General features: G+C 65.2%; 21 protein-coding genes. 16 read left to right on the top strand and 5 right to left on the bottom strand.

Going from position 1 to position 23,395, the window contains the following annotated elements:
- Positions 1-100 precede the first annotated feature (100 nt).
- The gene (locus L0D16_RS06430) at positions 101-859 is read right to left on the bottom strand and encodes an IclR family transcriptional regulator (RefSeq protein ID WP_243030707.1); all 759 of its coding nucleotides are present in this window, start codon (positions 857-859) and stop codon (positions 101-103) included.
- Between the two features lie 98 nt (positions 860-957).
- On the opposite strand from L0D16_RS06430, the gene aceB reads away from it, so the two are divergent.
- The 6 genes from aceB (at position 958) to hemW (ending at position 8,904) form a co-directional block, all read left to right on the top strand.
- Positions 958-2,520, top strand: a complete 1,563-nt coding sequence (aceB, locus tag L0D16_RS06425; RefSeq protein ID WP_243030706.1) for a malate synthase A — start codon at positions 958-960, stop codon at positions 2,518-2,520.
- A 74-nt stretch (positions 2,521-2,594) separates the two neighbouring features.
- Entirely contained in the window at positions 2,595-4,019 is a 1,425-nt protein-coding gene (locus L0D16_RS06420) for an FAD-linked oxidase C-terminal domain-containing protein (protein ID WP_243030704.1), read from the top strand.
- Complete coding sequence (locus tag L0D16_RS06415) at positions 4,012-5,058, top strand: FAD-binding protein (protein WP_243030703.1); 1,047 nt, start codon at positions 4,012-4,014, stop codon at positions 5,056-5,058. The genes L0D16_RS06420 and L0D16_RS06415 overlap by 8 nt, the downstream gene beginning before the upstream one ends.
- Positions 5,059-5,063: 5 nt before the next feature.
- Positions 5,064-6,347 carry a glycolate oxidase subunit GlcF gene (gene glcF / locus L0D16_RS06410; RefSeq protein ID WP_243030702.1) on the top strand — a complete coding sequence of 428 codons (1,284 nt, stop codon included), beginning with the start codon at positions 5,064-5,066 and terminating at the stop codon, positions 6,345-6,347.
- A gap of 19 nt (positions 6,348-6,366) precedes the next feature.
- A complete protein-coding gene (locus L0D16_RS06405; protein ID WP_243030701.1) occupies positions 6,367-7,587 on the top strand; it encodes a glycerate kinase type-2 family protein in 1,221 nt (406 codons plus the stop codon).
- A 210-nt stretch (positions 7,588-7,797) separates the two neighbouring features.
- A complete protein-coding gene (gene hemW / locus L0D16_RS06400; protein WP_243030699.1) occupies positions 7,798-8,904 on the top strand; it encodes a radical SAM family heme chaperone HemW in 1,107 nt (368 codons plus the stop codon).
- Here hemW and L0D16_RS06395 read toward each other — a convergent pair.
- On the bottom strand, positions 8,901-9,290 hold the full coding sequence (locus L0D16_RS06395; RefSeq protein ID WP_243030697.1) for an NADH-quinone oxidoreductase subunit 15: 390 nt from the start codon (positions 9,288-9,290) through the stop codon (positions 8,901-8,903). The two genes, hemW and L0D16_RS06395, sit on opposite strands and share 4 nt — an antisense overlap.
- A gap of 359 nt (positions 9,291-9,649) precedes the next feature.
- Between L0D16_RS06395 and L0D16_RS06390 the strand changes: the two genes are divergently transcribed.
- Positions 9,650-10,300: a WD40/YVTN/BNR-like repeat-containing protein gene (locus L0D16_RS06390; protein ID WP_243030695.1), complete on the top strand. Its 651-nt coding sequence runs from the start codon at positions 9,650-9,652 to the stop codon at positions 10,298-10,300.
- 48 nt (positions 10,301-10,348) lie between these two features.
- Here the strand turns inward: L0D16_RS06390 and L0D16_RS06385 are convergent, their stop codons facing one another.
- Positions 10,349-11,422: a radical SAM protein gene (locus tag L0D16_RS06385; RefSeq protein ID WP_243030694.1), complete on the bottom strand. Its 1,074-nt coding sequence runs from the start codon at positions 11,420-11,422 to the stop codon at positions 10,349-10,351.
- Positions 11,423-11,479: 57 nt separating this feature from the next.
- Here L0D16_RS06385 and L0D16_RS06380 point away from each other — a divergent pair, with 57 nt between their 5' ends.
- From L0D16_RS06380 to wecB, 4 genes are read left to right on the top strand one after another with little or no spacing between them, the layout of a single operon-like run.
- Positions 11,480-12,331, top strand: a complete 852-nt coding sequence (locus tag L0D16_RS06380) for a phosphotransferase family protein (RefSeq protein ID WP_243030693.1) — start codon at positions 11,480-11,482, stop codon at positions 12,329-12,331.
- Positions 12,332-12,341: 10 nt separating this feature from the next.
- A complete protein-coding gene (gene upp, locus L0D16_RS06375; RefSeq protein WP_243030691.1) occupies positions 12,342-12,968 on the top strand; it encodes a uracil phosphoribosyltransferase in 627 nt (208 codons plus the stop codon).
- A complete protein-coding gene (locus L0D16_RS06370) occupies positions 12,965-14,053 on the top strand; it encodes an MraY family glycosyltransferase (RefSeq protein WP_243030690.1) in 1,089 nt (362 codons plus the stop codon). Before upp ends, L0D16_RS06370 begins: the two co-directional genes overlap by 4 nt.
- 1 nt (position 14,054) lies before the next feature.
- Positions 14,055-15,173 (top strand): non-hydrolyzing UDP-N-acetylglucosamine 2-epimerase, encoded by a 1,119-nt coding sequence (gene wecB / locus L0D16_RS06365; protein ID WP_243030689.1) that lies wholly within the window; start codon positions 14,055-14,057, stop codon positions 15,171-15,173.
- Here wecB and L0D16_RS06360 read toward each other — a convergent pair.
- Positions 15,148-16,344 carry an MFS transporter gene (locus tag L0D16_RS06360; RefSeq protein WP_243030687.1) on the bottom strand — a complete coding sequence of 399 codons (1,197 nt, stop codon included), beginning with the start codon at positions 16,342-16,344 and terminating at the stop codon, positions 15,148-15,150. The genes wecB and L0D16_RS06360 overlap by 26 nt on opposite strands.
- Before the next feature lie 69 nt (positions 16,345-16,413).
- Between L0D16_RS06360 and L0D16_RS06355 the strand changes: the two genes are divergently transcribed.
- The 5 genes from L0D16_RS06355 (at position 16,414) to L0D16_RS06335 (ending at position 22,153) form a co-directional block, all read left to right on the top strand.
- Complete coding sequence (locus tag L0D16_RS06355) at positions 16,414-17,505, top strand: site-2 protease family protein (RefSeq protein WP_243030685.1); 1,092 nt, start codon at positions 16,414-16,416, stop codon at positions 17,503-17,505.
- 54 nt (positions 17,506-17,559) lie between these two features.
- Entirely contained in the window at positions 17,560-18,543 is a 984-nt protein-coding gene (locus tag L0D16_RS06350; protein WP_243030684.1) for a TAXI family TRAP transporter solute-binding subunit, read from the top strand.
- Between the two features lie 61 nt (positions 18,544-18,604).
- Positions 18,605-20,719 (top strand): TRAP transporter permease, encoded by a 2,115-nt coding sequence (locus tag L0D16_RS06345; protein WP_243030683.1) that lies wholly within the window; start codon positions 18,605-18,607, stop codon positions 20,717-20,719.
- Between the two features lie 29 nt (positions 20,720-20,748).
- Positions 20,749-21,726, top strand: coding sequence for a TAXI family TRAP transporter solute-binding subunit (locus L0D16_RS06340; protein WP_243030681.1), 978 nt, complete (start codon positions 20,749-20,751; stop codon positions 21,724-21,726).
- A gap of 31 nt (positions 21,727-21,757) precedes the next feature.
- Positions 21,758-22,153 carry a hypothetical protein gene (locus L0D16_RS06335; protein WP_243030710.1) on the top strand — a complete coding sequence of 132 codons (396 nt, stop codon included), beginning with the start codon at positions 21,758-21,760 and terminating at the stop codon, positions 22,151-22,153.
- A gap of 8 nt (positions 22,154-22,161) precedes the next feature.
- On the opposite strand, the gene L0D16_RS06330 is transcribed toward L0D16_RS06335, so the two are convergent.
- Entirely contained in the window at positions 22,162-23,376 is a 1,215-nt protein-coding gene (locus L0D16_RS06330) for a S1C family serine protease (RefSeq protein ID WP_243030679.1), read from the bottom strand.
- Positions 23,377-23,395 lie beyond the last annotated feature (19 nt).

The following is a 23,395-nucleotide window of genomic DNA, read 5'->3' as shown; positions in this document are numbered from 1 at the left end:
TGCATCTCCAACAGCTCCGCCGCCACAGAGATCACGTACACGGGACGGTCCTTGTCCATGGCCTTTAGCTCCCTCCGCTAAAGCCTCCTAACCGTTTCCATTATAAAGCAGGCACAAAGCCTAGGCGCAAGGAAGCTCGCCGCGCCGCCTCCATCACCCGGGGGGCCAGGCGGTGGGCCTCCTCCAGGGAAAGGCGGCTCGCGGGGGCGGAAAGGGAAAGGGCCGCCACCACCTGGCCGCTGGGGCCGAAGACGGGAGCCGCCACACAACGCACCCCCAGCTCCTTTTCCTCGTTGTCCAAGGCATACCCTTTCTGGCGTACGGCCTCCAGTTCCCGCCTTAGGTCCTCGAGGCGGGTAAGGGTATAGGGGGTGTAGGGGGCCAGGGAAAGCCCCTCGGGAATCCCCCGGAAGGCCAGGAGCACCTTCCCCACCCCCGTGGCGTGCAAAGGGGCCCGGCTTCCGGGAGCGGTGAAGAGGCGCACCAGCCTGCTCCCCTCCGCCTGGTCCAGGTAGAGGACCTCCTGCCCTGCGGGCACCGCCAGGTTCACGCTCTCCCCCGTTTCCGCCGCCAGGGCCTCCATCTCCGAACGCACCGCAAGCAGCAGGTTCTGCCTCGGATAGACCTGGCCCACGGCAAAGGCCTTGGGGCCCACCCGGTACACCCCACCCTCCTCCTCCACGAAGCCGTGGCGAACCAGGGTCTGGAGGAAGCGGTAAAGGGTGCTCTTGTGGAACCCCGTCCTCCTGGCTAAGGGGGAAAGCTCCGCTTCCTTCAACTCCGCCAGGGCCTCCAAAACCTGAAGGCCCCGCTCCAGGGTCTTGGTGCCTTGGGCTCCCCTTTCCCGAGGTCTTGGCATCCCCCTCAGGGTAACCTCCCCTGGGTTATTTTTCAACTTGCAAAATAACATTTTGCTTCTTGACAAATAACCCGCCTCCCCCTTAAGCTCGGGCCACCATGAAGGGCGTGGAGATCCTTAAAGACCATCCCCTCTTAGGGGAGGTGCTCACGGAAGAGGCCTTGAGGTTCGTGGTGGCCCTGCACCGGGAGTTCAACCCCGTGCGCAAGGCCCTCCTGGAGCGCAGGAAAATCCTTTGGGAACGGTTTAAGGCCGGGGAAAAGCCGGACTTTCCCCAGGAAACCGCCTTTGTGCGGGGTGGGTCCTGGCAGGTGGCGGAAGCCCCCCCGGACCTTCTGGACCGTCGGGTGGAGATCACCGGCCCCGTGGACCGCAAGATGATCGTGAACGCCCTGAACTCCGGGGCCAAGGTCTTCATGGCCGACTTTGAGGATGCCCTCTCCCCCACCTGGGACAACGTGATCCAAGGGCAGAAAAACCTCTACGACGCCATCCGCCGCCAGATTGACTTCGTGAGCCCCGAAGGGAAAGCGTACCGGCTTAAGGACAAGGTGGCCACCTTGGTGGTCCGGCCTCGAGGCTGGCACCTGGTGGAAAAGCACGTGCGGGTGGACGGGGAACCCATCTCGGCCAGCCTCTTTGACTTCGGCCTTTACTTCTTCCACAACGCCCACGAGCTCCTCAGGCGGGGTAGCGGCCCCTACTTCTACCTGCCCAAGCTGGAAAGCCACCTGGAGGCCCGGCTTTGGAACCAGGTTTTCCACTTCGCCCAGGACTACCTGGGCATCCCCCGGGGCACCATCCGGGCCACGGTGCTCATTGAAACCATCCTGGCGGCCTTGGAAATGGAGGAAATCCTTTACGAGCTCAAGGAGCACGCCGCCGGGCTCAACGCGGGCCGCTGGGACTACATCTTCAGCTGTATCAAGAAGTTCGCCACCACCGCCCCCATCTTCCCCGACCGGGCCCAGGTCACCATGACTGTACCTTTCATGAAGGCCTACACCGAGCTTCTGGTGAAGTCCTGCCACATCCATGGGGCCCACGCCATCGGGGGCATGGCCGCCTTCATCCCCAGCCGCAAGGACCCCGAGGTGAACGAAAGGGCCTTCCAGCAGGTGCGGGCCGATAAGGAGCGGGAGGCCTCCCAGGGCTTTGACGGCACCTGGGTGGCCCACCCCGACCTGGTGCCTGTGGCCATGGAGGTCTTTGACCGCCACCTGGGGGATAAGCCCCACCAGAAGCACGTGAAGCGGGAGGACGTCCAGGTGAGGGCGGAGGACCTCCTGAACTTTGAGGTCCCGGGGGGCAGGGTGACGGAGGCGGGCCTGCGCAACAACATCTCCGTGGCCCTCCAGTACCTGAACCAGTGGCTTCTGGGCAACGGGGCCGCCGCCATCTACAACCTCATGGAGGATGCCGCCACCGCCGAGATCAGCCGGGCCCAGCTTTGGCAGTGGGTGCACCGGGGGGCTACCCTCGAGGACGGCCGCACGGTCACCCCCGAGCTTTACCAACAGATCAAGGAAGAGGAGCTGGCCAAGCTGGGAGGGCGGGAGGCTGGCCGCTACCGGGAAGCCGAGGAAATCCTGGACAAGCTGGTCCTCTCCGAGGAGTTCCTGGAGTTCCTGACCCTGGTGGCCTACGAGTACCTGGACTGAGCCCGGCCCGCCCGGGCCAGGAAGGGGTGGGGTAGGCCCCCGCCCCTTCCGGTAAAGTGAAGGAGGAGGTAACCATGGGCTTTTTGGAAGAGCTTCGGGCCCTCTTCCCCCCGGGAAGGCTCCTCACCAAGGAGGCAGAGCTGGCCCCTTACGAGTCCGACGCCCTCACCGCCTACCGCAAGCGCCCCTTGGCCGTGGTGCTTCCCGAACGGAAGGAGGAGGTGGTGGAGGCGGTGCGCCTTTGTTACCGCCATGGCGTGCCCTTCGTGGCCCGGGGAAGCGGCACCAGCCTCTCGGGAGGTTCCTTGCCCGTGGAAGGGGGCCTGGTCCTTGCCCTAAACCGCATGAACCGCATCCTCCGCCTGGACCCCAAGGCCCGCATCGCCGTGGTGGAACCCGGGGTGGTGAACCTGGAGGTTTCCCGGCGGGCAGCCCCTTTTGGCCTCTACTACGCCCCTGACCCCTCCAGCCAACCCATCTCCACCCTCGGGGGGAACGTGGCCTTCAACTCTGGCGGGGCCCACTGCCTGAAGTACGGGATGACGGCCAACCATGTGCTGGCCCTGGAGGTGGTCACCCCTAAGGGGGAGGTGGTCCACCTGGGCGGGCCAAGCCTGGAGGGCGTAGGGCCTGACCTGCACGGCTTCTTCGTGGGCACCGAGGGGCTTTTGGGGGTAGCCCTGGAGATCACCCTGAGGCTCCTTCCCAAGCCCGAGGCCTACCACACCCTTCTGGCCGCCTATGGGAGCCTCGAAGCCGCGGGCAACGCGGTGAGCCAGGTGATCCAAAGCGGGCTTCTCCCTGGGGCCATGGAGATCATGGACCGCTTGAGCATTGAGGCCGCCGAAGCGGCGGTGAAGGCAGGCTACCCCCAGGTGGAAGCCCTTCTCATCGTGGAGCTGGAGGGCCCCAAGGAGGAGGTGGAGGAAGAGGCCAAGCTCCTGGCCCAGGTGATCGGGGAAAGCGGGGCCACCGAGGTGCGCATCGCCCAAAGTGAGGCGGAACGCCAGGCCATCTGGAAGGGGCGTAAGGCTGCCTTCAGCGCCGTGGGAAGGCTTTCCCCCGATTACCTCGTCCAAGACGGCGTGGTGCCCCGAAGCCGCCTGGGCGAGGCCCTAAGGGAGATCGGCAGGCTTTCCCAGGCCTACGGCCTTAGGGTGGCCAACGTCTTCCACGCCGGGGATGGGAACCTTCACCCCTTGGTCCTCTACGACGGCAAGAAGCTGGGGGAGCTGGAACGGGCCGAGGAGTTGGCCGGGGAGATCCTCAAGCTTTGCGTGCGCCTGGGGGGGTCCTTGACCGGGGAGCACGGCATCGGGGTGGAGAAGAAGGGGTATATGCCGGAGATGTTCGCTCCCGAAGACCTCCTGGCCATGGAACGGGTGAAGGAGGCCCTGGACCCCAAGGGCCTGGCCAACCGGGGCAAGGTGCTCCCGGGCTACGGGCAAAGCCCCCATCAAGGGGGCCTGAAAACCGACCTGGGAGAGCTCTATGCCTGAGATTTTCCCCTCTTCCCTGGAAGAAGTGCGGGAAGCCGTGCGCACCCACCCCCGCCTGCGCCCCAAGGGAGGCGGGAGCAAACCGGCCCTATCCAGCCCCCAGGAAGGGGAAACCCTCCTTAACCTCTCGGGCCTCCGGGGCATCCTGGAGTACGCCCCGGAGGAGTTCGTCTTCACCGCCTACGCCGGTACCCCCCTCAAGGAGCTCGAGGAGACCCTACGGGCCCACGGCCAGTACCTGCCCTTCCACCCACCCCTGGTGGAACAGGGAGCCACCCTGGGCGGCACGGTGGCGGCGGGGCTTTCTGGCCCCATGCGGGAACGGTTTGGGGGCCTCAGGGACTTCATACTGGGGGTGCGCTTCGTGGACGGGGAGGGAAGGGTGGTGCGGGGAGGGGGCAAGGTGGTGAAAAACGCCGCCGGCTTCCCCTTCCACCGCCTTATGGTGGGTTCCCTAGGCGCTTTTGGCGTTATGGTGGAGCTTTCCTTTAAGGTCTTCCCCTACCCCCGGGCCACCCGAACCCTGAGGGTGGGCTTGGCCCATACGGCGGAAGCCCTGGCGGTCCTCCAGGACCTCAGGACCCTGCCCCTGGACCTCCTGGCCTTAGACCTGGTGCCTCCAGCCACCTTGGAGATCCGGCTGGGGGGATTCCCCGAGAGCCTGGAAAAACGGGTCCAGCGGCTACAAAGCCTTCTGCAAAGGGAAGGGGAGGTGCTCCGGGAGGACGAGGCCCATTGGGAAGGGGTCAGGAACCTGGCCTTCCTGGAAGGAAGCCCCATCTGGGTGAAGGTGCCTTCCCGCCTGGACCTGATTCCCCATCTGGAAAGCCTCCCCCTAGGGCCTAGGCGCTACCTGGCAGGGGGAGATCTTCTCTATGCCGGTTTGGAACCCCATGGCCTAAAGGCCTTACGGGATGGGGGAATCCCCCATCTGGTCCTAAGGGGGGCCCAGGAGGTCCTTTTCCCCTCGCCGCCGGAAGCCTTCTTCGCCCCCATCAAGAGGGCCCTAGACCCCAAGGGCCGGTTTCCCTTAGGGTAGAGAACATGCAGCACCGTATCCCCGTGGAAACCTTGGGCCAGGAAGGAGAGGTGATGGCCCACGCCATAGAGGCCTGCGTCCACTGCGGCTTCTGCCTCCCCACCTGCCCCACCTACCTGGTCCTGGGAGAGGAGATGGACTCCCCTAGGGGCCGCATCTTCCTCATGAAGGAGGTCCTCGAGGGGAACCTTCCCCTGGAGGAAACCCTCCCCTATCTGGACCGGTGCTTGGCCTGCCAAGCCTGCGTCACCGCCTGCCCCAGCGGCGTTCCCTACGGGGAACTCATCGCCACGTTTCGCCTGCACACGGAGGGGAAACGCCACCGCTACCCCCTTGAGAAGGTATACCGCCAAGCCCTCCTCCGCCTCCTCCCCTACCCGGAGCGCTTTCGGCCCCTGGCCCAGCTGGGAAGCCGGTTGAAACCCCTCCTCCAACCCCTCCCCCTGCCTAAGGCCCTAAAGGCCCCCATCGCCCTCCTTCCCGACCACCTGCCCAAGGAGGATCCCTACCAGGAGGTCTACCCCGCCAAGGGGGTGACGAAAGCCCGGGTGGGCCTCCTTTTGGGGTGCGCCCAGCGGGTCTTAAGGCCCGCCATCAACCGGGCCACCATCCGGGTCCTGCAGGAAAACGGGGTGGAGGTGGTGGCCGTGAGGGAGCAGGTCTGTTGCGGGGCGCTAAACCTCCACGCCGGGGACAAGGAGGGGGCCAAGGCCCTAGCCCGGCAAAACCTAAAGGCCTTCCGGAACGTGGACTACGTGGTCACCAACGCCGCCGGCTGTGGCTCGGGGATGAAGGAGTATCCCCTCCTCTTCCTGGGGGAACCGGAAGAGGAGGAGGCCCGGGCCCTGGCCGCCAAGGTGAAGGACCTCACCGTCATCCTGGAAGAGGTGGGCTTCACCCCTCCACCTCCCCCAAAGCCACCCTTGCGGGTGGCCTACCACGACGCCTGCCACCTGGCCCACGCCCAAGGGGTGCGGGAGGCGCCGCGGAGCATCCTCAAAGCCGCTGGCCTAGAGGTGCTGGAGCCCAAGGAGTGGGAGATCTGTTGCGGTAGCGCCGGCACCTACAACCTGTTCCAGCCGGAAATCGCCGAGGTTCTGGGCCGAAGGAAAGCGGAGAACCTGAGGGCCACGGAGCCCCACCTGGTGGTCTCGGGCAACATCGGCTGCCTCACCCAGATCCAGGCCTATCTGGAAAGGGGTATCCCCATCCTGCACACCGCAGAACTCCTGGAGATGCTCTATCTGGGCCAGGACCCCAGGGAAAAGGGGGCCACGCTGGCCTCCTAGCCCAAGGGAGGCTGGGACGGTGAAAACCCTCCTCCTGGCCACCTTGCACAAGGCCCTCGAGGAGGCCCACCCTTACCGCCTCACCCTCAAGGCCCTCCCCCGGGCCAAGCCCCACCTCATCCTGGCGGTGGGCAAGGGAGCCGCCTGGATGCTGAAGGCCGCCTTGGACCGCTATGGGGAAGTGCCCTACCACCTCACCCTACCCAAGGGGCAGGAGGCCTTGGGGCTAAAGGCCCTCTTCGCTGGCCATCCTCTGCCCGATGGGGAAAGCCTAAGGGCAGCCCAGGAGGTTTTGGAGCTCCTTAAGGGGCTTTCCCCCAAGGCCCGGGTTTTGGCTTTGGTCTCGGGTGGGGGAAGCGCCCTGTGGTGCCTTCCCCTGGGGATTTCCCTGGAGGAAAAACGGGCCCTGACGGAGGCCCTTCTAAAGAGCGGGGCCAGCATCGGGGAGGTCAACACCGTGCGCAAGCACCTTTCCCAGGTGAAGGGAGGAAGGCTTCTTTTGGCCACCCGGGCCCGGGTCCAGGTCCTGCTCCTTTCCGATGTGCCGGGAGACGATCCCAGCGTGGTGGCCTCGGGCCCCTTCCACCCCGACCCCAGCACCTACCGGGAGGCCCTGGCCATCCTGGACCGGTATGGCCTGGCCTTCCCTGAGGCCCGAAGGGTGCTCCATGAGGGGCTTACAGGCCGGCTTCCCGAGACCCTGAAGCCCCAAGATCCGGCCCTGAAGCGCCTCTCCTCCCGGATCGCCGGGCGCAACCTGGACCTCCTAAGGGCCGCCCAGAGGTTTCTACGCGGAGAAGGCCATCGGGCGGTGATCCTCTCCGACCGCTTTGGCGGGGAGGCCCGGGCCTTAGCCCGCTTCCACGCGGAGCTGGTGGACACCATCCGCACCCAGGGGCTTCCCTTCCGCAAGCCCCTTTTCCTCCTTTCCGGTGGCGAGGCCCAGGTGCACGTAAGGGGAAAGGGGCTAGGGGGCCGGAACCTGGAGTTCCTCCTTTCCCTCTATGCCCACCTCCAAGCCCCCCTCTACGCCCTGGCCGCCGACTCCGACGGGTTGGACGGGCCTTCAGGCGCCGCGGGGGCCCTCCTCACCCCAGAGGTCTGGGACCTGGGCCTGGACCCCAGGCCCCATCTGGAGGCCAACGATAGCCTGGGATTTTTCCAACGGGCGGGAACCCTCCTCAACACCGGGCCCACCGGCACCAACCTCAACGACTTCCGCCTTCTCCTTGTAGACTGAGGGAGTGGGGTACCCAGGGCCTGGAGGCCATCCTCTGCGGTAGCCGAGCCCGGGGTGAGGCCAGTACGCCAAGCGAGGGCCCCCCTTCATGGCAGCGCCGGCCTACCCGACCCTTCGGGTTTGGGAAGGCCTCTCCAAGGCTAGGGAGCGCAGCCCTTTCCCGCCCTAGAGGGGCGCAAGGTCTTCCTTGCGCCAGGAGTAGCCCATCCCATGGCTAGCCTTTACGTCCACGTCCCCTTCTGCCCCACCCTTTGCCCCTATTGCGACTTCCACGTGGTGCGCCGGGGCCCAGGGTGGGTGGAGGCCTATTTAAAGCGCCTCCAGGAGGAAGCCGAAGAGCTATACCAGGCGCATCCCCAACCCCTCCAAACCCTCTACCTGGGCGGGGGCACCCCGAGCTTTCTCCGGGACCGGGAACTGGTGGCCCTCTTCCAGGCCCTTCCCTGGAAGCGGCAACCGGACGCCGAGGTGACCCTCGAGGCCAACCCCGGCACCCTGAACCAGGAGAGGCTTCGCCTGTTAAGGGACCTCGGGGTAAACCGCCTCTCCTTAGGGGTGCAGAGTTTCCAGGACGGGGTGCTGCGGTTCCTGGGAAGGGCCCATGGGCGCAAAGGGGCCCTTAGGGCCGTGGAGATGGCCTTGGAAGGGGGCTTTAGGGTCTCCTTGGACCTCATCCTGGGCCTCCCCATGCAGGAGGTGGATAAGGACCTTAAGGAGGCGGCCTCCCTGGGGGTGGGCCACGTTTCCGCCTATACCCTGCAGGTGGAAAAGGGTACCCCCTTCGCCCTCCTGGGGCTGAAGGAGGACCCGGAAAGGGAAGCCTGGGCCATGGAGAAGGCGGAGGCCATCCTGGAAGAGGCCGGGCTTCGGCGCTACGAGGTCTCCAACTTCGCCAGGCCCGGGGAGGAAGCCCAGCACAACCTGGTCTACTGGCGCGCGGGGTTTTGGCTGGCCTTGGGACCCGGCGCCACGGGCCAGTACCCGGGGCAAGGCCCAAACGCCTATGCCTTCCGCCGCACCCACCCCCCCCTTCCCCGCTGGCTTCTGCGGGAGCCACCCGAGGAAGAGAGCATCTCCCCCTTGGAACACGCCAAGGAAAGCCTGATGCTGGGCCTGCGGCTTAGGGAGGGGGTGGATGTGGGAGCCCTGGAAAGGCGAACCGGCCTCAGCCTCTGGCCCCGCCTAAACCCCGCCCTCCGAGCCCTGGTGCAAGAAGGGTACCTGGTGGTAGAAGGCCCCCGCCTTAAGCCCACCCGCCGCACGTTGGCCCTCCTGCACCGGGTGGTGCTCAGGCTCTGGGAGGCCCTCGAGGGCTAGGCGAAGGCCAAGGCCGCCCGGGCCCGGTCGGCCAGGGCGAAGAAGCGCTCCTTGGTGAGGGGAATCTTTCCCGTCACCAACCCTTTCCCGGGCTCATAGTGGGCGTGCAGGTGGATATGGGCCCGGGGAAGCCGGATGCCGATGCGCTTCAGCTGGGCATGCCGGGGGGAGACATCCGCCAGGAGGAAGGGCTCGCCCAGGGCGTCGGAAAGGGAGGCGGTCATGATGGTGGTGGGGAGGGCGTAAGGGCGCTCCATGCGGTAGATGAAGTCGGGGAAGTCGGCCTCCTTCTCAAACCGGACCCCCTTTTCCCGGGCATACTCCCGCATCCAGGAGAGGAGCTCCACCCAGGCCTCATAGAGTTCCCGTTCATGCGCGGCGCTCATGGCCCCAAGTATACCCTACCGATCCAGCGTTTAAGAACGGTGTAAGGTCCCGCGACTACCTTGGGCAGTGAGGGGGTGATAAGATGAAAAATCCTCCCGCGGCTAAAGGTTTGGGTTGGCTTTGGACAGGGATTTTCCTACTGGCGCTAAGCTTGAGCGGCTGCAGCCCACGAAGCGCCGATAACTCCTTGGGAACACGCTGGACCCTGAGGCAGTCTGGGACGTCCGCCCACCTCTTTAGCGTGGCTTTCGGTAACGGCGTGTACGTGGCAGTGGGAGGGAATGGAACCATCCTCACCTCAACGGATGGCGTAGTCTGGACACCGCGCTCCTCGGGAACCACGGCCCTCCTGCGCAGCGTGATCTATGCCAACCAGCGCTTCGTAGCGGTGGGGACAGGTGGGACCATCCTGGTTTCCCCAAATGGAGCCACCTGGAACTCGCAAACCTCGGGAACCGATAAGGAGCTCCTAGGGATTACCTACGGCAACGGACGCTATGTAGCCGTGGGCCGGAGCGGCACGGTGTTGACCTCCTCCGATGGGACGATCTGGAATAGCCAAAACTCCGGAACTGACAACGACCTAGAGGGCATCGCCTTTGCCAACGGCCGTTTCCTTGCCGTAGGTGGCAGGGGTACCATCTTGATCTCCAGTGACGGCACCACCTGGTCCCCTCGCCCCTCCAACACCCTGGTCACGCTGGAAAGCGTGACCTTCGGAAGAAACCGCTGGCTGGCCGTGGGTGGGGGTGGCGTAGTCTTAACCTCCCCCGATGGAACCACCTGGTCCTCCTTAAACTCGGGCACCACCAAGTACCTCACCAACCTTACTTTCGCAGCCAACCTTTTTGTGATTGTGGGCGAGAACGGCACTATCCTGACCTCCCCTGATGGGTCCAGCCTAATCGCGCAAAGCTCTGGGGTAGGCGATTGGCTCGAGGGAGTTAACTTCGCCAACGGGCAGTTCGTGGTGGTAGGGAGAAGCGGAATAATCCTCACCTCGCCTTGAAGGACCGCGAATCCCGATTAAGAAGCCTGGGCCCTATGCCCAGGCTTCTTAATAGACAAACTCCCGGATGTCGTACCGGGCCACCCTTAGCCCCATCCGGCGCAAGGCCGAGGCCCAAGCGGCCAGCTCCTCCTCCACCTGGGGAAGGGGCTCCAAACCCAAGGCGGCATAAGGGGTACCCGGCTCCACCTGGAAAGGGGATAGGTAGACCACGTCCTCCTTCCCCAAAGGGAGCTCGGCCAGGAGGGCCAGGCTTTCCCGGCGGTGGGCCTCGGCATAGGCCACGCCCCCTGCCCCCACCAGGAGGATCACCCCCAGGGAAACCCCGGCCCCTTTGAGGCTTCGCCCCAGGGAGAGGGCTTCCCTCGGGTGCCCGGGCTTGTTGAGGAGGGCCAAAAGGGGGGCGTGTCCTGTCTCCAGACCCACATACACCCGCCCCAGGCCCAAGGCCTTTAGCCTTTCCCACCAAGAGGGCTCCTTCCTAACCCCGGTGAAAAGGTCCAGGAAACCCAGGATGGCCTCCTGAGGAAAGACCCGGCGCACCTCTTCCAGAAGGGGAAGAAGGGGCTCGCCTAAGGCCAGGGCATTGCCATCCCCCAGGAAAACCCCCTTCCGCAATAGCCTTCCCTTGCCCAGTAGCTCCAACACCCGCTCCACATGCTCCCGGAAGGCCTCCGGGCTTCGTTTTTGAAAGGGGCGGTCCTGGTAAAAGGAGCAGAAGGCGCACCGGTTCCAGGTGCATCCCGTGGTGGCCTGGAGGACCACGGAGAGGTAGGCATCGGGAGGAAGGATGCTCACGGGCCAGGCGTAGGCCCTCCGGTAGGGGGTGGGGTCCAGAAGCCCCTCGGGGGTCCAACGGAGGACCTCGGCCCGGCGCACGGGGTCCTGCAGGTGGGCCTCCGCCAGCTCCAGGATCTCCCCGTAGACCTCCAGGGCCTCCCCTTCCCCCAGGCGGCGCCTTTTCCGCGCCTCCTCCCGGTAACGGAGGTGCAGGCTCCCATCCAGCGACCGCTTGTAGGTGAGCCCCTGGCGGAAGTAGTGGTAGGGCCGGCCCTCCCGGTCAAAGGAAAGGACCCGATCCCCCAAGGAGAGGACCGTGGCCTCGAGGCGAAGAAGCTCCACGAGCCCAGGTTAGCCGATGGCGGCTTCCAAGGGGGGAGGGCCGTTAAAATAGAGCCCGTGGCGGTTTCGGCCCTGAAGGGCCTCCTTCCCCCCGAACGCCTTCCACGCATCACCCCTCTGGGCGGCTTTGAAGCCCGGGTGTACACGGATGGAGACCAGGTCTACAAGGTATACCGCCCACAGGAAGCCCATCTGGCGGCCCTCGAGGCCAGGAGGATGGCCCGGGCAGGCCTGGGAAGCTTGGTGCTGGGAGTGGCCCAGGTGGCCGGGCACGGGGTCCTCATCACCCGCCGCTTCCCGGGAGAGCCCTTTACCCCCAAGTTCTTTACCCCCAAAGCCCTGGCTGCCCTTTCCCACCTCTTCCTCTCCCTCCACCGCCTGCCCGAGCCCGGCTACGTGGAACACCAGGAGCTCCAGGAACGGCTTGAGCTATTCGCCGAAAGCCTCCACGAGATACCCGAAGCCCGCTCCCTGATCCAAGCCCTAAAGCGGGAAGTGGGCATGGCGGCAGGCGTGGAGCGCCGTTTTTGCCACCGGGACGCCTGGGCGGGAAACCTCCTCCTCAAGGTGCCGGAGAGCCCTTTCCAGGAAGGCCCCGAGGTGCTCCTGGTGGACTGGGTCCGCTCCGGAGGCGACGATCCCGCCCGGGACCTGGCCCTCCTGAAGACGGGAAGCCTAGACCTTTTGGGAGAGGAGGCCGCCCGAAAGGTCCTCTTTCGCCTGGCGCGCTTCTACCCAAGGGAGGTACGGGAGCGACTGGCCTTTTACGTGCCTCTCACCTACCTCCACGATCTCCACTGGTTTCGCACCAAGAAGCCCGAGGGTTTCCAGGAAGCTCTGGAGGAAAAGCTCCCCCGGGCCCTGGGCTTCTTCCAAGACTGCTTTCCCCCAAGAAAGCGGGCATGCTAGGCTTTGGGGGATGAGGATCACCCTGGTGGACCACCCCCTGGTCCAGCACAAGCTGGCCCACCTTCGCGACGCGCGCACGGGCGCCAAGGACTTCCGTGAACTGGCCGAGGAGGTATCCCTCCTCATGGCCTACGAGGCCATGCGGGACCTGGAACTCACGGAGACAGAGGTGGAAACCCCCGTGGCCCCCGCCCGGGTCAAGGTGCTTTCCGGGAAGAAGCTGGCCCTGGTGGCCATCCTGCGGGCTGGTCTGGTCATGGTGGAAGGTATCCTCAAGCTGGTGCCCCATGCCCGCGTGGGGCACATCGGCCTCTACCGGGACCCCGAGTCCCTCCAACCCGTTCAGTACTACGCCAAGCTTCCCCCCGACATCCACGAGCGCCGGGTCTTCCTCCTGGACCCCATGCTGGCCACGGGAGGTAGCGCCAGCCGGGCCCTCTCCCTCCTCAAGGAAAAGGGGGCCACGGGGATCAAGCTCATGTGCCTCATCGCCGCCCCCGAGGGCCTGGAGCGCATCGCTCAGGACCACCCGGACACCGAGGTGGTGGTGGCCGCCATAGACCAACGCCTGAACGACCACGGCTACATCGTCCCCGGCCTAGGGGATGCCGGGGACCGGATCTACGGGACCAAATGACGGAACTCCTTAGGAAAATCGGGGTGGCCGAGCCCGGGGGCACCGGCTGGCTCACGGTGGTCTTTGTCTTCCTCCTGGCCCTCTTTTTCACCTGGCGCTTCCTGCCCCAGGTGCGCCGCTTCGCCCTCAAGGTGGGGTGGGCGGACATGCCCAACGAAAGGCGCCTCAACCGGGAGCCCCTGCCCAACGCCGGGGGCCTCGCGGTCTATGCAGGCGTGGTCCTTGCCTTGGTGGTGGCGGCCTTTTTAAGGCCTATCCTGGTGGAGCACGTTCTTATCCAGGTCCTGGCCATCCTCCTCGGGGGGGCCTGGCTGGTGCTGGTGGGCTTCATCGATGACCAGTTCGCCCTCCCTCCCCTTTTCCGCCTCTTTGCCCAAACCCTCTCGGCCCTCCTCCTCATGGCGGTGGGGGTGCGGTTTGAGGCCGCCTTCGGCACCCCTTTGGACCCCGCCTTGGGGCTTTTCCTCACCTGGCTTTGGGTGGTGGGCCTTACCAACGCCTTGAACCTGATGGACGGCTTGGACGGTCTGGCCGCGGGCATCGCCTACATCAGCGCCATGAGCCTCCTCTTCGTGAGCGCCCAGTTCCCCTACTGGGCCGCAGGCACCCTGGTCCTGGCCGCCTTAGCCGGGGCCGCCTTAGGCTTTCTGCGGCACAACCTCCACCCCAGCCGCATCATCCTGGGGGATGCCGGGGCCTACTTCCTGGGCTACACCCTGGCGGCCACCGCCCTTCTGGGCAACCTAAAGCTCACCACCTTTTTAGGGCTCTTGCCACCCGCCCTCTTCCTCCTCCTGCCCATCCTGGACACCACCCAGGTGGTGGTGCGCAGGCTTTTAAGGGGGCAGAACCCCCTTTCCACCCCGGGCAAGGACCACATCCACCACCGGCTTCTCGCCCGGGGGCTTTCGCAAAGGCGGGTGGCCTTCCTCCTCTGGGGCCTGGCCCTCCTCTTCAACCTCCTGGCCATGGCCTATCTGGGGATGCCCAAGGAGGCGATTTTGGCAAGCTTCTTGGCCACAGTCTCGGGCCTGGGCTGGGTGACCTACCGCCGCCTAAGGGCCCTGTGGAAGGGGGTGGAATAGCATGAAGCGGGTGGTTCTAGCCTTTGGAACCCGGCCCGAGGCCACCAAGATGGCCCCGGTCTACCTGGCCCTGAAGGGGCATCCCCATATCCAACCCCTAGTCCTCCTCACGGGGCAGCACCGGGAGCAACTCAGGCAGGCCTTGGGGCTTTTTGGCATCCGGGAGGACAGAAACCTGGACGTGATGCAAGAACGCCAGGCCCTCCCCGACCTGGCGGCCCGCATCCTGCCCCAGGCCGCCAGGGCCCTGGAGGAGCTGCGGGCGGACTATGTGCTGGTGCACGGGGATACCCTCACCACCTTCGCCGTGGCCTGGGCGGCCTTTCTGGTGGGGCTTCCCGTGGGGCATGTGGAGGCAGGCTTAAGAAGCGGCAACCTCAAGGAACCCTTCCCCGAGGAAGCCAACCGCCGCCTCACCGACGCCCTCACCGACCTGGACTTCGCCCCCACCCCGCTGGCCCGGGAAAACCTGTTGCGGGAAGGCAAGCCCCCCGAAACCATCCTGGTCACCGGCCAGACCGGGGTGGATGCCGTGCTCTTGGCCGCCCGCCTAGGCCAGCTTCCCCAGGGACTTCCTCCGGGGCCCTACGTGACCGTCACCATGCACCGCCGGGAGAACTGGCCCATACTTTCCGAGCTGGCCCGGGCCTTAAGGAAGGTGGCCGAGGCCTTTCCCCACCTCACCTTCGTCTACCCCGTGCACCTGAACCCCGTGGTGCGGGAGGCCGTCTTTCCCGTGCTCAAAGGGGTGAGGAACTTTATCCTGCTGGATCCCCTGGACTATGGCCCCATGGCCGCCCTCATGCGGGAAAGCCTCCTTCTCGTCACCGACTCCGGCGGGCTGCAGGAGGAAGGGGCCGCCTTGGGGGTGCCGGTGGTGGTGCTCAGGAACGTGACGGAAAGGCCGGAAGGCCTGGAAGCGGGCATCCTCAAGCTGGCAGGCACGGATCCCGAAAGGGTATACCGGGTGGTGGCCGGGCTTTTGCGAAACCCGGAGGAACTGGCCCGCATGCGCCAGGGCAAAAACCCCTATGGGGACGGCAAGGCGGGAGTCCGGGTAGCCCAAGGGGTGGCCTGGCGCTTGGGCCTCGGGCCTAGGCCGGAGGACTGGGCTCCGTAGGCCAGGCACGCAGCTGGTACAGGCCCACCAGGAGCACGGCTCCCCCTAGGACCAAGGCGGCCAGCTGTCCTCCCAGATGTTCAAAAAGGAGGCCGGTGAGGTAAGCCCCCAAAGGCCCGGTTCCCAGCATCACCAGGCTGTACACCGCCATGACCCGGCCCCGGATCCGGTCGGGCACGGAAAGCTGCACCAGGGTATTGGCGTTGATGAGCACGGAGATCATGCCAAACCCCCCCAGGGCCAGAAACAAAGAGGCCAAGGAGGCCTGGGGCAGGTAAAGGCCGAGATGCGCCAGGGAAAGGAGAAAAACCCCTAGAAGTAGCCTCTTCGGCTTGGGCTTACCGGTAAAGGCCATGACCAAGGCCGCCCCCAAGGCTCCAAGCCCCACGCTGGAAAGCAAGGCCCCATACCCGGTGGCGGAAAGACCCAGCACCAGCCGGGCATAGGCGGGCACCAGGGTCTGGAAGTTCATCCCCAGGAGGCTGGCAAACAGCACCAGCCCCACCACCCGGCGCACCAGAGGGTTTTCCAGGACAAACCGCACCCCCTCTTGGGCCTCCCGCCACCAGCGGCCATCCCCCTCCTCGCCCCTGGAACCGGGGGGCACCTGACGGAGGACCCAAAGAAGGGGCAGAAAGGAAAGGGCGTTGGCCAGATAGGCCACCCCCACGCCGAAAAGGGCGATCAAAACCCCGGCCAGGGCTGGCCCCAATAGCCGGCTCAGGTTGAAACCGAAGGAGTTTAAGGCGATGGCCCCGGGGTAGCGGTCCCGGCCCGCCAGCTCCACGGTGAAGCTTTGGCGCACGGGAAGGTCCATGGCATTCAGGGCCCCATAGAGGAAGGCGAAGAGGAGCACGTGGCCGTAGCGCACCCACCCTGTGAGGATGAAAAGGGCCATGAGAAGGGCCAGGAGCATCATGCCCCCCTGGGTGAAGAGAAGGAGGTTCCGCTTGGGGTACCGGTCCGCTAAAACCCCAGCGGGAAGGGAGAAAAGCAAGGAGGGCAGGAACTGCAAGGCCACCACCAGCCCAAGCCGTTCGGCGCTCCCCGTAAGGAGAAGAACCAGCCAGGCTTGGGCCGCCGCCTGCATCCAGGTGCCCATCTGGGAGGTGAAAAGGGCCAGCCAGTAGGCGCGGTAAAGGGGATCCCGGAGGAGGGCCAAGGCCAGCACCCCCCTATCCTAAGCCTGACTGACCGGTCATTATCAAGGCCCCCATCGCCACCCCCCTATACTTGAGGCATGTTCCAGCGCGGCCTAACCCTTTTCCGCCTCCTGGGGATCCCCATCCAACTGGACCTTTCCCTTCTCCTGATCCTGCCCCTTTTGGCCTTCCTCATTGGGAGCAACCTGCCCATCTACCTGGAGCTTTTTGGCCTGCCGCAAGACCCCAGCCTCCTCCAAGGCCCTTGGCCCTTTCTTCTGGGCCTTTTGGCCGCCTTGGGTCTTTTTTTCTCCGTGCTCCTGCACGAGCTCGGCCATGCCCTCACCGCCCGGCGCTTCGGCATTGAGACCAAGCGCATCACCCTCTGGCTTCTCGGAGGTGTGGCCCAGATGGAGCGCATCCCCCAAGAACCCAAAAAGGAGCTCTGGGTGGCCCTGGCAGGCCCAGGGGTGAGCTTCGCCCTGGCCCTTTTTTTCCGCATGGCCCGGGTAGAAACCGGGGCCTTGGGCTTTCTCACCCACTACCTAGCCCTGGTGAACCTGATGCTGGGGCTTTTCAACCTCCTCCCTGCCCTGCCCCTGGATGGGGGACGGGTCTACCGGGCGCTGTTGGCCTTCAGAAAACCCTACCTCCAGGCCACCCGGCAGGCCCTGGCCTTAAGCCAAGCGGTGGCCTGGGCCCTGGGGCTATTCGGTTTGGTGGTCTTCAATCCCTTCCTGGTCCTCATCGCTTTTTTCGTGTACATGGCCTCGAGGGCCGAGGTGGAAGCCACCCTCCTGGCCCAGGCGCTAAGTGGGCTCAAGGTCAAGGACCTCATGACCCCAGAACCCTTGGTCATCCCCCCCTCCCTTCCCGTCCAGGAGGTCTTGAGCCTGGCCTTGGTCCATAAGGTTTCCGGCTTCCCCGTGGTGGAGGAGGGGCGGGTTTTGGGGGTGGTGGGCCTCGAGGGCCTGGAGGGCGCCAACCCCCTGGCCCCAGTGGCCCACTACCTGAAGGAGCCCCTGGTCCTTTCCCCTGAGGAGGACGCCCTCACCGCCTTAGAACGCATGGCGGAACAGGGGTATGCCCGGGCCCTGGTGATGGCAGAGGACCGCCTCGTGGGCATCCTCAGCAAAACCGACCTCCTAAGGGCCTTCCAGGTGCGCATGCTGGGGCGTCCCTCACCTTGACAGGCGGAGGGCACTGGGGTAGGTTAGGGGCGCAAAAGCAGACGGGAGGTGACCATGAAGAGAATCCTTATCCTCATCGGCTTGGTGGTCCTAGGACTGGCCCTAGCCCAGAAACCCAAGGTGGTGATCGGCACGGGCAGCACCGGAGGGGTCTTCTTCTACTACGGTACCGCCCTGGCCGACATCCTGAACAAAGCGGGGGTGGCGGAGGCCCAGCCGGTGCAGACCGGCGGCTCCTACGACAACCTCCAGCTCCTGCGGGACCGCACCTCGGGCACCACCTATTACTGCGCCCTCACCACCACCGACTCCGCCTATGTGGCCTACACCGGGGAGGAGCCCCGCTTCAAGGACCGCCCCGCCAAGAGCCAACGGGTGCTCTTTTACATGTATCCTTCCTTCATCCACATCGTGACCACGGAAAAAAGTGGCATCAAGGTGGTGCAAGACCTTAGGGGCAAGCGGGTCTCCACCGGCCAGCCGGGCTCCAGCACGGAAAACCTGGCCCTTCTGGTCCTCCAGGGGGCCGGGGTCAAGCCGGAAACCTTCGCCAAGCGGGAGCGCCTGCCGGTGGCGGAAGGGGCCAAGGCCCTGGCCGAGGGCACCCTGGACGCCTTCTTCTGGGTGGGGGGTGTGCCCACCAGCTCCATCGTGGAGCTCTCCCAAACCCTGGCCCGCAAGGGGGACCGGATCTACCTGATCCCCATTGACCCCAAGAGCACCACCGCCCAGGTGGCCATGAAGAAGTTCCCGGGCTTGGTGGATCCTTACAAGGTGCCCAAAAACGTATACAACACCCGCACCGATGTGCCCGGGCTGGCCACGGGCAACATCGTGGTGTGCCCGGATAGCCTTCCCGCGGAAGCCGGCTACGCCATCATGAAGGCGGTCTTTGAGAACCTGGATACCCTGCGCACCGCCGTGGCCGCCGCCAAGGACACCAGCCTCGAGGCCACCGCCAAGCTCTACGGCAAACTCCCTATCCCCTTCCACCCGGGAGCCGAGCGGTACCTGAAGGAAAAAGGCCTCATCAAGTAGGCCATGAAACCGCCCGGGTGCCCTGGAACCCTCCAGGCCCCGGGCTTTTTTGGAGGAAGCTATGGAGCTGGAACACCCCCAAACCCCAGCCACCCCTTTATCCCGGTTCACCCACTGGATCCTGATCCTTGGAGCCCTTTATAGCCTCTATCTAGTCCTCCACCCCTTCACCCCCTTGGCCCGGGCGGAGATACCCATCCTGGACATCGTTCAGCTCCAGCGAAGCACCCACGTCCTCTTCCTCCTTTTGGGAGGCTATCTGGTTTCCTTCTACCTTCCCCGGAAGCGCACCTTTGGTTCTTGGGTTTATTTCCTTTTCACCCTCATCCCCCTTTACAACTTCCTCGTCCCCAGCGTCCCCGGGCTAAACCTGCCCTGGGAGGCTAAGGCGGTGGGCCTCCTCTACTGGGCAGTGGCGGCCTTGCCCGCCCTCCTCCCTGGTCTAAAGCGGCCCGCAGACCTCCTGGCCGTCCTCCTGGCCCTCTTTCCCACCCTCTACCAGCTCCGCTTCTTTGAGGAACTGGTCTACCGGGCCGTGCTTCCCGAACCCTGGGACATGGCCATGTCCTTCGGGCTCATCATGCTGGTCCTGGGCCTCGTCTACCGCCTTCTGGGCCCGGTGATGCCGGTTCTGGTCCTCTTCTTTTTCAGCTACAACCTCTACGCCGACCTCTTCCCCGGGGCCTTTAGGGGAAGCCGCCAAGGCATAGACCTCCTCCTGGGCAAGACCTATAACGAAACCGAGGCCGGCATCTACGGCCTCATCACCGGGGTTTCCGCCAAGTACCTGGTCTACTTCACCCTGCTTTCCGGCATGATCGGGGCCTTGGGTCTGGGAAAGGTGGTGGCCAACCTGGCCTTAGCCCTGGTGGGCAAGCACCCCGCCACCCCGGGGCGGGTCACGGGGTTGGCCAGCGTGTTCATGGGCATGTTCTCCGGATCGGGCGCCGCCGATACCCAGTTCGTGGCCGCCCTGACCAAACCCCTCTATGAAAGGGCCGGCTATGACCGCCTGGTGGCGGCGGGCTTGGTGGCCACCGCCGGCACCATCGCCCTCATCACTCCCCCGGTCATGGGCTCCATCGCCTTCATCATGGTGGAGATCCTCCAGATCCCCTACCTGAAGGTGATCGTCATGGCCTTGGGGCCGGCCCTGCTTTACCTGACCGCCGTTTTGGCCTTCAACGAGTTCTATTCCCGCAAGGCGGGCCTGCCTCCGGTGGGCGCTGAGCTGGGCATGAGCCGGAGGGCCTACGCCCTGCGCTATAGCACCCTCTTCTTGCCCATTCTGCTCATCATCGCCATGCTCTACCTGGGCTACGAGGTGCGCACCGCCGCCAGCCTGGCCCTCCTCTTCTTCATCCTCTTGACCTACCTGGACCCCACCCTGAGGCCCAAGGGGATAGCCCCCATCTTCCAAGGGCTAGCGGATGGCTTCCGCACCCTACTTCCCATCGGCACCGCGGTGACCGCCGCCAACCTCATCTTCGCCATGATGGTGATAAGCGGCCTTCCCTCCAAGTTCAGCCAGCTTTTGCAACAGGTCTCCGGGGAAAGCCTGCTGCTCGCCACCCTCATCACCGCCATCTTCAGCCTGGTGCTGGGCATGGGGGTACCCCCCACGGCCACCTACGTGCTCACCTCGGCCCTCACCGCCCCCGCCATCATCGCCCTGGCTAAGCAAAACGGCATCCCCGACTCCGCCGCCCTCCTCGCCACCCACATGTTCCTCTTCTACTATGCGGTCCTGGCGGATGTAACCCCGCCCGTGGCCCTCTCCGCCTACGCGGCCAGCAGCGTCTTCGGCACCAACCCCCTGATCACCGGGGTCTACGCCGCCCGGGTAGCCCTTTCCAAGTACCTGGTGGGATTTTTCTTCCTCCTCTCCTACTCGGGCACCGCGCTGCTCATCATCCCTGTTCTGGAAAACTCCCCCCCAGGGGAGGCGTGGCCTTTGGTTCTGGAGCGCTTCCTCTCTGTAGCCGCAGGCATCGTCTACCTGTCTGCCTCCGCAGCGGGTTACACCCGCAGGCCCTTGAAGCGCTGGGAGGCCTGGGCTTTGGGCATTCTGGCCGTATTGCTCTTTGTGCCCTACGGGCTTCTCAACCTGGTGGCCTTCCTCCTGGGGCTTCCCTTCTTCCGCAAAGGGTTGACGGGAGCGCGCAAAGAGGCTTAGCGTAAGACCGAAGGCAAGGAGGTAGAACGATGAAAAGAATCCTCTTGGTCCTTTTGGCCTTGGCGGGCCTGGCCCTGGCCCAAAAACCCAAGGTGGTGGTGGCCACAGGCGGCGTGGGGGGCGTGTACTTCTACTATGGCACCACCCTGGCGGAGATCTGGAACAAGGCCGGGGTGGCCGAGGCCCAGGCCATCCAGACGGCAGCCTCCATAGACAATCTGCTTCTTTTGGAAAACCGCACCGGCGGAGGAACCTACTACTGCGCCACCGTGTTGCCGGACTCCGCTTATCTGGCCTACACCGGGCAGCACGACCGCTTTAAGGACAAACCCGCGAAAAACGTCCGCATCCTCTTCGCCATGTACCCCAACTTTTTGCACATCGTCACCCGGGAGGGCACCGGCATCCGGGTGGTGCAGGACCTAAAGGGCAAGCGGGTATCCACCGGGGCCCCGGGCTCGGGGACCGAGGTGGAGGCCCTACTGGTACTGCAGGCGGCGGGGCTATCCCCCAAGGACTTCGCCAAGCAGGAACGCCTAGGGGCCCAGGAGAGCGCCAATGCCCTCTCTGAGGGCAACATCGACGCCTTCTTCTGGTCGGGGGGCCTGCCCACGGGGGCCATCACCGAGCTTGCGGCCTCCTTGGCCCGGAAAGGGCAACGAATCCACCTGGTGCCCCTAGACCCCAAGAGCACCGTGGTCCAGACCTTCCAGAAGCGTTTCCCCGGCCTTGCCGGCCCCGGGTTGATCCCCAAGGCCATCTATGGTACCCGGGCCGACACCCCCACCCTCACCTTCTGGAACCTCTTCGTCTGTCCGCAAAGCCTGCCTGAGGAGGCTGCGTATGCCCTCACCAAGGCCACCTTTGAAAACCTGGCCACCCTACGCCAGGCGGTGGCCGCCGCCCGGGATACCAGCCTGGAAAACGCCGTGCGCTTCGTGGGAGGTACCATCCCCTACCACGAGGGGGCCCTGCGGTACTTCCGGGAAGCCGGGGCCTTGAAGTAGGGCCGTGAAACCCGCTCCCTTCCCCACCAAGCTGGCCCAGCTCCCGAGGAGCTGGGCTTTTTGGTCGGCCCTGGTCCTCCTGGCCCTGGTGCGGGTGGTGGCGGTGGAAGAGGGGACCAAAAGGCGGTATCTGCTCCTCACCCCCTGGGAAAAGGGGCAGGTGGAGTTCGTGAACACGGTCACGGGGAAACCCGTCCTTGTGGAGTTTCACCCGCTTTGGGCCTTCCAGGGCTTCCAGGTCTACACCGACCCGGAAACGGAAGCCTACTATACCGCCGGGGAATACCCCTGGAACCAGGCCCTGGCCAAGGAGCGGCGGAAGGTCCTGGCCTACTGCTCCGAGGTGGGCCTGGCCTTGAAGCTAGGGGACACCTGGTTCCGGGTGCAAAAGGGATGCCTGCGGCTACGCCTCCTCTGGCCCCCTTAATCCCCTGGCTAGCGGATCACCTGGGGTACCACGCGCACGGTGAAGGTGCGGCCTTGGCGCCAGACCTCGAGGCTCACCGCCTCCCCCGGCTTCTTGCTGTAAAGAACCCGCCGGAGCTGGGCGATGGAGGCTAAGGGCACGCCGTCCGCCTTGAGGAGGACGTCCCCATCCACCCCCACCTGGAGGGTCTCCCCCGTGGGGAGTTGCAGGTAGGCAAAGCGGCTTGGAGCCCTCAGGCCCGCCCGGGCGGCGGGGCTATTGCGCTCCACCTCCTGCACCATGAGGCCCGAGGCGGGAAGCCCGTACTGCTGGCGCAACCTCTCGGGGTAGACGGAGAGGGGAATGAGGGAAACGCCAAGGCGAGGCCGGTTCCTAATGATCTCCTCCGCAGTCAGGGTCTTCCCCGCCTTGAGCTCCGGCAGGTACTGCTTCACCAGGTTGATGGGCAGGGCAAACCCCACGCCAGCGAACTGGGCGGCCCCAAACTGGCCCGTGGGGGTGAGGATGGCGGTATTGATGCCGATCACCTCCCCCCGGGAGTTGAGAAGGGGCCCCCCGGAGTTGCCAGGGTTGATGGCGGCATCCGTCTGGATCACCTGGGGCACCAGGCCCGACTCATCCCCGATGGCCCCGGGGTTCTCCCGGATGGCGGAGACGATCCCCTGGGTCACGGTGAACTCCAGGCCGAAGGGATTCCCCATGGCGATGGCCTTCTGCCCCACCCGGATGCGGTCGGAGTCCCCAAGCGGCAAGGGTACCAGCTTTTCCTTGGGCGCCTCCACCTTGAGGAGGGCCACATCCAAAGGGGGGGCTGCCCCCACCAGCCGGGCCCGGTACTCGCCCGGGTCGTTGTGGAACTTCACCGTGATGCGGCTTGCCCCCTCCACCACGTGGTAGTTGGTGAGGATATAGCCCTCCTTGTCAATGACAAAGCCCGAACCCGCTCCTTCCTGGGGAGGCATCTGCAAGAAGGGGGCGAAGAACTCAAAGCCCGGGGGCAGCTGGACGCTTTGCGGACGGGTCACCACCCCCACGTAGACCACCCCGTCCCCGTACCTTTCCACGATCTCCACCGTGTTGCGCTCGTATTCCAAAAGCCCGGCATCGGAAGGCGGTGGGGACTGGGTACGCTGGGTCTGGCCGTTGCTTAACCCCCACCAAAGCACCGCCCCCGCCATCAGGGCAAGGACCAAAAAGCCCAAGAAGGACCGGCTGAGGTTCATGCACCACCTCCTGGTCCCA

This window comes from Thermus altitudinis (assembly GCF_022760835.1).
GTDB lineage: Bacteria > Deinococcota > Deinococci > Deinococcales > Thermaceae > Thermus > Thermus altitudinis.
The sequence above is the reverse complement of the archived record's forward strand: the minus strand, read 5'-3'. Positions and strand labels throughout refer to the sequence as shown.